Raw genomic sequence first — 9,800 nt, forward strand, 5'->3', positions numbered from 1 at the left:
GGGTGTTTCGGCGTCCGTCGCGCGGCCAGGATCGCGTCATGCCTCCCGTACCCCTCGCCGCTCCGCCCCGTCCGCCCGCCGCACACACCGCCGCGCTCCGGGCGGCCTTCGCACTGGGGCTGTGTTCGACGGTCCTGCTGGTCCTGGTCGCCCTCCGGTGGTCCCCGCTGACCGCTCTCGACGAGTCCGTGGCCCGGGCGGCCCACCGCCGGGCGGTCGGCGCCCCGGGCCTCACGCACGTGTGCCGCGTCCTGACGGACTGGGCGTGGGACCCCCTGACCATGCGTCTGCTGTGCGCGGTGGTGGCGGTGTGGCTCGTGCGGCGGGCGCGGTGGTGGACAGCGGTGTGGCTCGTGGTCACGTGCGCGCTGGGCACACTGCTGCAACAGGGCCTGAAGGCCGCGGTCGACCGGCCCCGGCCGGCCTGGCCCGATCCGGTGGACTCCGCCGCGTACGCCGCCTTCCCCTCGGGCCACGCCATGACCGCGACGGTGGTCTGCGGCCTGCTCCTGCGGCTGCTCCACCAGTACGGCGCCGGACGCGGCGTGCGGCGAGCCGTCCTGGGGCTGGCCGTTGCCTCGGTGACCGGTGTGGGCCTGACCCGTATCTGGCTGGGCGTCCACTGGCCCTCGGACGTCCTCGGCGGGTGGCTGCTCGGGGCGACCGTGGTGGCGCTGGCCTGTACCGTCCGCGACCGCTGGCCGCCACGGGCGGGATGAGTGATGAGCAGCCGCATGACCGCCGTTCTTTTCGACTTCTCCGGAACCCTCTTCCGCATCGAGTCCGCCGAGTCCTGGCTGCGGGCGGTGCTGGACGAGACGGGTCTGCCCCTCGGTGAACGGGAGTTGGCCGAGGCCGCTCGCGGACTGGAGGAGGCGGGGGCGCTGCCGGGCGGTGCCGAGCCGGTCCGGGTGCCGGACGAACTGGCCGGGCTGTGGGCCGTCAGGGACCGCAGCGCGGAACAGCACCGCGCCGCCTACACCGGCATGGCCCGCCGGGTGGCGCTGCCCGACCCGGCGTTGTACGACGCGCTCTACGACCGGCACATGACGCCGCGGGCCTGGGCCCCGTACCCCGACGCCGCCGAGGTGCTGCACACCCTGCGCGAACGCGGCGTGGCGGTGGGCGTGGTGAGCAACATCGGGTGGGACCTGCGCCCGGTGTTCCGCGCCCACGGCCTGGACACCTACGTCGACGCGTACGTCCTGTCGTACGAGCACGGCATCCAGAAGCCGGATCCGCGGCTGTTCGCGCGGGCCTGCGCGGCGGTCGGCGCCGAGCCGGAGGACGTGCTGATGGTGGGCGACAGCCGCGCGGCCGACGGCGGTGCGGCGGCCCTGGGGTGCGCGGTGCACTTCGTGGACCACCTGCCGGTCGCGGAACGCCCGGACGCGCTGCGGCCCGTGCTCGACCTGGCGGGCAGGGCACGCACGAGCCCGGCGGGCGCAGCCCGCACGCAGTAGGCCGGCCGCCGGAAGGACGCCGGCGCCCGCCACCGAGAAGTAGCCTCAGGAAACCAATGGGGTGTGGATGTGCCCGTCTCGGACGATCCCCCGCGTCGCCCGAGACGGGCGGGCAGCACGACCACACCCCGCCAAGGGGCCGGCCTGCTCGCGTTGAGTATAGTTGGCTGGCAGCCAGTCAACGCAGGAGTTACAGAATGTCCCCGCGCAGCGCCTCGGTCAATGAAGAGTTGCGACGGCGTTCCCGGGAGCGGCTCCTCCAGGCGGCGGTCGAACTCGTGGGCGAACACGGATACGACGCCACGACACTCGGCGACATCGCCGACCGCGCGGGTTCGGCGCGCGGCCTGGTGTCGTACTACTTCCCCGGCAAGCGCCAGCTGGTGCAGTCCGCGGTGCACCGGCTCATGCACCGCACGCTGGAGGAGGCGCTGGAAGGCGAGCCGCGCACCGAGGACGGATCCGAGCGGATGGCGCGGGCCATCGACGCGATCCTGGGCCTGGCCCGCGACCGGCCCGTGCTGATGCGCCAGCACATGGCCGGGATCCTCCAGGCCGAGGGGTTCGTGCAGTGCCCCGAACAGCAGCGTCTGTCGTATCTGCTGCGGGACACCGTGGCCCGGCACGGCTCGGCGGACGTGGACGCCGACTACCCGATGCTGCGGGCCCTGCTGATGGGCGCCGTCTACGCGGCGCTGATCCCCGGAGCGCCGATGCCGGTGCCGCTGCTGCGGGCGGAGCTGTTCGAGCGCTACCGCCTCGACTGGGAACTGGGCGTCCCGCCGGATCCGCAGGAACCGGGCCCGGGCGGCGGCTCCTGCGGTACGGACGTCTCCCGTTTCTTCGCCACGGGACGCCACCGGGCACAGCAGCCGGAGTAGCCCGGCGCGGCAGCGGGAGGGGTCCGGGCGCGGCAGGCGGGGCGGCCCGGGCGCGGCAGGCGGAGTGGTCCGGGCGCGACAGGCGGAGTGGTCCCGGCGCGGCAGGCGGGGCAAGTCGGACCCGACACGCCGCTCTCCGGCTGCGTCACCCTCCCCCGTCCGACCGCCGGGTGCCATGCTGGAGTCCTCAGCGCTCTCCTGCGGCCGTGCCGCAGTCAGGGGGTTCCGCCGTGCTGCGTGTCGCCGTCGTCGGCTCGGGGCCGAGCGGGTGCTACACCGCTCAGGGTCTCGTCCAGCAGGACGCCTCGGTGTGCGTCGACGTCCTCGACCGGCTGCCGTGCCCGTACGGTCTGGTGCGGTACGGCGTCGCACCGGACCACGAGAAGATCAAGTCCCTCCAGAACAGCCTGCGCGCGGTCCTGGAGCACGAGCGGGTCCGGTTCCTGGGCGGTGTACGGATCGGCGGCCCGGACGGGCTGCCGGCCGAGCGGCTGCGGGAGCTTTACCACGCGGTGGTGTACTGCGTGGGCGCCGCGACCGACCGCCACCTCGGCGTCCCCGGGGAGGAACTGCCGGGCTGCTGGTCGGCGACCGAGTTCGTGTCCTGGTACAGCGCCCATCCGGACGCCGCGTACGGCGGCTTCCTGCGGGACGCGCGCAGCGCCGTGGTCGTCGGCGTCGGCAACGTGGCCGTGGACGTCACCCGCATGCTGGCCCGGGGCACGGCGGAGCTGAGCCCCACCGACATGCCCGAGGCCGCGCTGGCCGCGCTCGCCGCCAGCGGCGTGCGGGAGATCCACATGGTGGGGCGGCGCGGCCCCTCGCAGGCCCGTTTCACCACCAAGGAGCTGCGGGAGCTGGGCTCCCTGCCCGGCACCGACCTCGTCGTCGACCCCGCCGAACTCGCGCTGGACCCGGCGTACGCCGACCCGTCGGCGCTGCCGGCCGCCCAGCGCCGCAACGTGGAGGTGCTGCGCGGCTGGGCGGACCGGCCCGCGACGGGGGCGGCCCGCCGGATCCGGCTGCGCTTCTTCCTCCGGCCGGTCGCGCTGCTCGGCAGGGGCGGCCGGGTGGGGGCCGTGCGGTTCGAGCGGACGGTGCCGGACGGGCACGGCGGTGTGGCGGGGACGGGGCGCCACGAGGACGTGCCGGCGCAGCTGGTGCTGCGGTCGGTGGGGTACCGGGGGGTGCCGCTGGACGGGCTGCCGTTCGACGCGGTCTCGGGCACCGTGCCGCACCGGCAGGGGCGTGTGCTGCGCGGCGGGGCGGTCGCGCCCGGTGAGTACGTGGCCGGCTGGATCAAGCGGGGTCCGACGGGGGTCATCGGCACCAACCGGCCGTGCGCCAAGGAGACGGTGGCGTCGCTGCTGGCGGACGCGCCCGCGCTCGTACGGATGCCGGTGCCGGGCGACGCGGTCGCCGCGCTGCGTGCCGAGGGGTTCGAGCCGGTGCCGTGGGCGGGCTGGCAGGCCATCGAGCGCGCGGAGGCGGACCTGGGCGCCTCGCTCGGGCGGGGCGTGGTCAAGCTGCCCGACTGGGCGTCGCTGCGGGCCGCCGCGCGCACGGCGGTCCCGTAGACCCCGTGGCGGGCGGGTCGGCTCAGCCCTCCGTGAGGCGTGCGGCCTGGCGGGCCGCGGCGTCGAGGAGGGTGTCGAGCAGGCCCGGGAAGAGGTGGTCGAGGTCGTCGCGGCGCAGGCCGTTCATCTTGGCCGTGCCCCGGTAGACCTGGCGGACGACGCCGGCCTCGCGCAGGACGCGGAAGTGGTGCGTGGTGGTCGACTTGGTGACCGGCAGGTCGAAGTGCGAACACGACAACTCGTCGCCCTCGGCGACGAGTTCGCGCACGATCCGCAGCCGCAGGGGCTCGGACAGCGCGTGCAGCACGTACTCCAGACGGATCTCCTCCCGCTCGGGATGCGGGAGATCGCGGCTGCCGGCGGGGGGGACGGGGGCGGTGGCGGTCACGGCGGCTCCACTTCGTACGGGAAGCCTCATTCTACGAACCTCATCGTAGTTTGACAGCTACCATAGTACGAGAGTTACCGTACAAGCCTGTTCCCCCGGTCCCCGTGACGAATGGAGCCCGCCGTGAGTGCGCTCTTCGAGCCCTACACCCTGCGTGACGTGACGATTCCCAACCGGGTCTGGATGCCCCCGATGTGCCAGTACTCGGCGGCGCCCGAGGGCCCGTCGGCGGGCGCGCCGGGCGACTGGCACTTCGCGCACTACGCGGCCAGGGCGACCGGCGGAACGGGCCTGATCGTCGTGGAGGCCACCGCGGTCTCGCCGGAGGGCCGGATCTCCCCGTACGACCTCGGCCTCTGGAACGACACCCAGGTCGAGGCGTTCCGGCGGATCACGGACTTCCTGCGCGGCCAGGGCACGGTGCCCGCGGTCCAGCTCGCCCACAGCGGGCGCAAGGCCTCCACCGACCGGCCGTGGAAGGGCGGGGCGCCGCTCGGGCCCGAGGCGCACGGCTGGCGGCCGCTCGCCCCGAGCGCGGTGGCCTTCGACGAGGGGCACCCGGTCCCGCACGAGCTGACCGTCGAGGAGCTCCAGCGGATCGTCGGCGAGTTCACCGACGCGGCACGCCGTGCCCTCGCCGCCGGCTTCGAGATCGCCGAGCTCCACGGCGCGCACGGCTACCTGATCCACGAGTTTTTGTCGCCGCACTCCAACCACCGCACCGACGCGTACGGCGGCTCCTACGAGAACCGGGTGCGCTTCGCGCTGGAGGTCGTCGACGCGGTGCGCGCGGTGTGGCCGGACGACAAGCCGCTGTTCTTCCGCATCTCCGCCACCGACTGGCTGGAGGCGGACGGCTGGACGGCCGACGAAACGGTCCGCTTCGCGGCGGAGCTGCACGCCCACGGCATCGACCTGCTCGACGTCTCCACCGGCGGCAACGCTCCCGCCGTACGCATCCCGACGGGCCCGGGCTACCAGGTGCCGTTCGCGGCCCGGGTGAAGGCCGAGACGCCCATGGCCGTGGCCGCCGTCGGGCTCATCACCGAGACCGGGCAGGCGGAGAAGATCATCGCCAACGGCGAGGCGGACGCGGTGCTGGTGGGCCGCGAGCTGCTGCGCAACCCGTCCTGGGCCCGCCACGCCGCACGCGAGCTGGACGCCCCGGTGCACGTGCCCGACCAGTACCACCGGTCGGTCTGAGCCACGCGCGTCCACCGGCCGGCCGGACGGGTGGCGTCCTGCCGGCCGGTCGGCAGGACGCCCCGTACGGCTCAGTCTCCTTCGGGGCCTTGCCCGGGGCCCTCGTCGCGGCCCTTCGGGAGCAGGCGCACGACCGTCTCCTCCAGGCGGGGCAACGTCCGTTGGCCCGCCAGGGCCAGGGCGATGGCCACGGCGACGCCGGCCCAGGCGACCGGTCCCAGCGGAGTGCAGCCGAAGAGGCGGCTGGGGCCCGGCGTCTGGACCACGGCGACCAGGACGGCGGCCGAGCCGAGGGCCGTGAGCCGGACCAGCGGGCTGTCACGGCGGTCGAGCAGCGTCTGGGCGAGCTGCGTGCCGACCACTCCGCACAGCGCCATCGTGCCGGAGCGGCGCGCGGTGCCCGGAGTGAAGCGCCCGATCAGCCAGGCGGTGACCGCGCCGAGGCAGGTGGTCAGGGCCCGGTGGCGGATCTGCCGGACGAGCGGCTCCCCCAGCACCCCGCCGGCCGCGTCCTCGGGGGAGGCGGCCCGTGCCGCGTCCTCCTTGGGGGTCACCGCCACCGCCATGGCCGGGAAGAGGTCGGTGAACAGGTTCACCATGAGCATCTGACGGGTGGACAGCGGCGCCCGGCCGGACAGCAGCGTGCCCAGGATGCCGAAGCCGACCTCGCCCGCGTTGCCGCCGATCAGGATGGCGATGGCGTCCGCGACGCTGTGCCACAGGGCGCGGCCCTCGCCGATGGCGTCGATCAGCACGGTGAGGTCGTCGGCGGTCAGGACGATGTCCGCGGCGTTGCGGGCGGCGGCCGAACCCCGCGCGTTGATGCCCACCCCGATGTCGGCGGCGCGGATCGCGGCGGCGTCGTTGGCGCCGTCGCCGACCATGCCCACCACCCGGCCGGCGTCCCGCAACGCCTCCACGACCTGGAGCTTCTGCTCGGGCGCCACCCGGGCGACCACGCCCGCGTCCCGCAGCATCCGGGCCCGCGCGTGGCGGTCCGCGGCGGCCAGTTCGTCCCCGGTGACCACCACCGTGTCCTGCGGCCAGCCCAGTTCGGTGGCGATCGCCCGCGCGGTCTGCGGATGGTCGCCGGTGAGCATCACCGGCCGTACGCCCTCGTCGTGCAGTCCGCGCACCAGGGCCGTCGAGGTCTCGCGCGGCACGTCCGACAGCGCCAGCAGCCCCGTGAACTCCAGCTCTCCCAGCGGCTGTTCGAGTACGTCCGCCTCCGGATCCCCCTCACCGAGCCGCCGTTGGGCCACTGCGAGGACCCGCAGCCCGGCACCGGCCAGCGACTGGGCCGCGCCGGAGGCGTGGGCGGGCAGCCCCGGGCAGGCGGGCAGGACCGTCTCGGGGGCGCCCTTGACCACCAGGACCCGCGGGCCGTCCCCGCTGCGGCCGACGGCCGCCGCGTACCCGCGGCCCGCCTCGAAGTCGAGGCCTTCGAGCTGCGTCCACTCCGGGTCGGGGCCCGCCGCGTCCAGGACCGCCTCGTCGGTGGCGTGCACCGGCCGGTCCGTATTGCCGTTCGAGCGCGGGCAGGCCCGGGCCGCCGCGCGCACCGTGGCTGCGGCGGCCTCGTCGGCCACCGGGTGGATGTCGCCGTCCGCGTCGGAGATCCGCACCAGCCGCAGCCGGTTCTCGGTGAGCGTGCCCGTCTTGTCGAAGCAGATCGTGTCCATCCGGCCCAGCGCCTCCAGTGTGCGCGGGGTGCGCACCAGGACGCCGTCGCGGCTGAGCCGGCGGGCCGCCGCCAACTGGGCCACCGTGGCCACCAACGGCAGCCCCTCGGGGACGGCTGCCACCGCGACGGCCACTCCCCCGCTGACCGCCTCCCGCACCGGCGTGCCGCGCAGCAGCGCCAGGCCGGTCACCGCCGCTCCGCCGGAGAGCGTCAACGGCAGTGCCTTGCGGGTGAGTTCCTGAAGCCGGGCCTGGACTCCGGCGGCGGGCGGGGTGCGGGCCGCGAGGTGCACGGCGCGGGAGGCCTCGGTGCCCTCGCCGGTGTCCACGACGACGGCACGCGCCTGACCGGCCACCACGGTCGTCCCCTCGAAGACCATGCAGAGCCGGTCGGCGACGACGGCGTGCGGGGTCGGCGCGGTCTGCTTCTGCACCGGCAACGACTCCCCGGTCAGCGCGGACTCGTCGACCTCCAGGCCCTCCTCCCACAGCAGGCGGGCGTCGGCGGGCACCACGTCGTCCCCTTTGAGTTCGATCACGTCTCCGGGGCGCAGCTTGCCCGCCTCGACGGTGCGGGTGCCGCCTGCCGGCGCCTCCGCGGGCGGGGGCGCGAGCCGCGCCTTGCGCTTCTGGTCGGCGAGCAGCCCGGACAGGGCCCGCTCCGCGCGCAGCCGCTGGACGCCGCCGACGAGCGCGTTCAGGTCGAGGGCGCCGACCACGAGCAGCGCGTCCATGACGGAGCCGAGGATGGCCGAGGCCGCCGAACCGACCGCGAGTACCGGCGTGAGCGGGTCCCGCAGTTCGCCCCGTACGGCCCGGCCCAGCTCGTACGACCAGCGGACCGGGGCGAGCGCGGGGTGCCGGGTGGCGTTGCGGGCCGCCCCGCGCACCCGGGCGGTGGCCGCTTGCAGCGGGGTCGGGACGGCCGTCTCCTCGTGGGCGAGCCGTTCCCGGGCCTCCTCCGAGCGCAGTTCGTGCCAGTGCACGCGCGGGCGGGGGTGCGGGGCGCGGGCCGCCACCACGCCGAGGGCGGCGCGTGTTCCCGAGATCAGGGCGAGGGCCGCGCTCAGGTCGACCGGCGCGTGCCGCAGGCCGGGCAGGACGGCGAGGCGCCCGTGGCCCTTCCCGGACTCGCCGACGGCGACGAGCAGCCCGGACAGCGCGGCACCGGAACGGGCCAGGGTCTGCGCCCGGCGGCCGACCGTACGCGCGGCGGGGATCGCCCTCAGCAGCCGCCACACGTCGGGCAGGCCGTGCAGGGCCAGGATGTCGGCGCCCCAGCAGACGGCCGAGTCGCGGTCGGTGAGGGCGACGGCGATGTCGCTTCCGCGCAGCCCCGGCAGCACGCCGTGGTCGCCGGCCGAACCGGCGCGCGCGACCGTCAGCACCGCGCCCGCGTCCTGTTGCGCGCGCAGCCCGTACACCACGTCGTCCAGCGGGCGACGGGCGTCCACGACCTGGTCGGCGAGCGCGGTGAGGTCCTCCAGGGCGGGGTCGTCGACGACCACGACCCGCAGCCCGGCCCGGCGGGCCGCGTCCAGCACGGGTTCGGCCCACGGGTCCGCCTCCCCCTCCGGGGTGCGCAGCGCGCTCGGATGCAGGACGACGGTGCCCGCCATCTCCAACTGCCGCACCCGCTCCGGATCGCGGACCAGCACGCCGGTGCGGGCCAGCGACGCGCCGAGCACCGCGTGGAAGGCGGCGGGTCCGTAGCGCGCGGCCTTCGGCGAGCCCGCGAGCACCGCCTCGGCCGCCTCGGCGGCGTCGTGCTTGACCAGCAGGGTCACGGCCGCGCCGACCAGGCTGCCCGCGGAGGCGTGGTTGGCGTACTCCTGGGCGGGCGAGACGCGCAGCGGCGGGCGGGGCGGTCCGCCGGCCGCGGCGAGACTGACCCGGTCGGGCGAGCACAACTGGTCGTGCACCGCGTCGAAGGCCGCCGAGCGGGCCACGGTCTCCGCCAGTTGGCAGGCGCGCAGGGTGCCGTCGAGCACCAGCGCGGTGGGCGTCTGCCCGGTGCCGTGGGCGACCGCGTTGGCGCAGGCCAGCAGGAGGTCCATGGACGCGTCGCCCACCCGGGCCCGCAGCCAGGCGCGGAAGCGCGGGTTCTCCCGCAGCAGTGTGACGACGGCGGTCACCAGGCGCGGCGACGGCGGCAGGCGGAGCGAGGACGCGGTGAAGGCCACGGCGATCCCGAGCGCGTCGGCCGCCAGCGTGGCGGCTGCCGCCCGTACCCCGGCGGGATCCGCCGGGTGCGTCGGTTCGTCGGGGTCGCCGCCCTCGAGGACCAGGCCGTGCCGGGCGGCGAGGTCGGCCGCGTGGTCCACGACCCGCTCGGCCGCCTCGTCCTCCGTCGCGGTCACCACCAGCCGGGCCAGTCCCTCGTCCCAGTACGCGAACAGCACGTCGGGCCGCTCGGCGAGCGCCACGGCCACCCGGCGGGCCAGGTGCCCGGTCCCGCCGGCCCGCCGCACCCGCTCGGGCTCGGCGGCGCGCAGCGCCAGGTGGGCGCGGGTGCCGGAACGCCAGTGCCCGCGCGCGCCGGGCAGCGCGTTACGGGCGACCCGGGCGACCCGTGCCGCCGAGTCCGCGCCGCGCACGCCGGCCC

The 9,800-nt window shown here is 75.9% G+C and carries 7 protein-coding genes; 5 read left to right on the forward strand and 2 right to left on the reverse strand.

The window, feature by feature from the left end:
* Positions 1–38: 38 nt before the first annotated feature.
* The 4 genes from ACFC02_RS32365 (at position 39) to ACFC02_RS32380 (ending at position 3,921) form a co-directional block, all read left to right on the forward strand.
* Positions 39–719 carry a phosphatase PAP2 family protein gene (locus tag ACFC02_RS32365; RefSeq protein ID WP_376365086.1) on the forward strand — a complete coding sequence of 227 codons (681 nt, stop codon included), beginning with the start codon at positions 39–41 and terminating at the stop codon, positions 717–719.
* Between the two features lie 15 nt (positions 720–734).
* Positions 735–1,463 carry an HAD family hydrolase gene (locus ACFC02_RS32370; protein WP_376365088.1) on the forward strand — a complete coding sequence of 243 codons (729 nt, stop codon included), beginning with the start codon at positions 735–737 and terminating at the stop codon, positions 1,461–1,463.
* A 197-nt stretch (positions 1,464–1,660) separates the two neighbouring features.
* A complete protein-coding gene (locus ACFC02_RS32375) occupies positions 1,661–2,344 on the forward strand; it encodes a TetR/AcrR family transcriptional regulator (RefSeq protein WP_376365090.1) in 684 nt (227 codons plus the stop codon).
* 230 nt (positions 2,345–2,574) lie between these two features.
* Positions 2,575–3,921, forward strand: coding sequence for an FAD-dependent oxidoreductase (locus ACFC02_RS32380; protein WP_376365100.1), 1,347 nt, complete (start codon positions 2,575–2,577; stop codon positions 3,919–3,921).
* Between the two features lie 22 nt (positions 3,922–3,943).
* On the opposite strand, the gene ACFC02_RS32385 is transcribed toward ACFC02_RS32380, so the two are convergent.
* Entirely contained in the window at positions 3,944–4,309 is a 366-nt protein-coding gene (locus ACFC02_RS32385; RefSeq protein WP_376365092.1) for an ArsR/SmtB family transcription factor, read from the reverse strand.
* Between the two features lie 123 nt (positions 4,310–4,432).
* On the opposite strand from ACFC02_RS32385, the gene ACFC02_RS32390 reads away from it, so the two are divergent.
* The gene (locus ACFC02_RS32390; RefSeq protein ID WP_376365093.1) at positions 4,433–5,512 is read left to right on the forward strand and encodes an NADH:flavin oxidoreductase/NADH oxidase; all 1,080 of its coding nucleotides are present in this window, start codon (positions 4,433–4,435) and stop codon (positions 5,510–5,512) included.
* Between the two features lie 71 nt (positions 5,513–5,583).
* Here the strand turns inward: ACFC02_RS32390 and ACFC02_RS32395 are convergent.
* The coding region (locus ACFC02_RS32395) for an HAD-IC family P-type ATPase (protein WP_376365095.1) at positions 5,584–9,800 on the reverse strand (4,217 nt) is incomplete at its 5' end.

It is taken from the genome of Streptomyces sp. NPDC056160 (assembly GCF_042268205.1).
Classification (GTDB): Bacteria; Actinomycetota; Actinomycetes; order Streptomycetales; family Streptomycetaceae; genus Streptomyces.

What these genes read in the sequence shown, in the direction of transcription:
- ACFC02_RS32365 (WP_376365086.1), top strand. Translation starts at nt 39, where the DNA reads ATGCCTCCCGTACCCCTCGCCGCTCCGCCCCGTCCGCCCGCCGCACAC.
- ACFC02_RS32370 (WP_376365088.1), top strand. Translation starts at nt 735, where the DNA reads ATGACCGCCGTTCTTTTCGACTTCTCCGGAACCCTCTTCCGCATCGAG.
- ACFC02_RS32375 (WP_376365090.1), top strand. Translation starts at nt 1,661, where the DNA reads ATGTCCCCGCGCAGCGCCTCGGTCAATGAAGAGTTGCGACGGCGTTCC.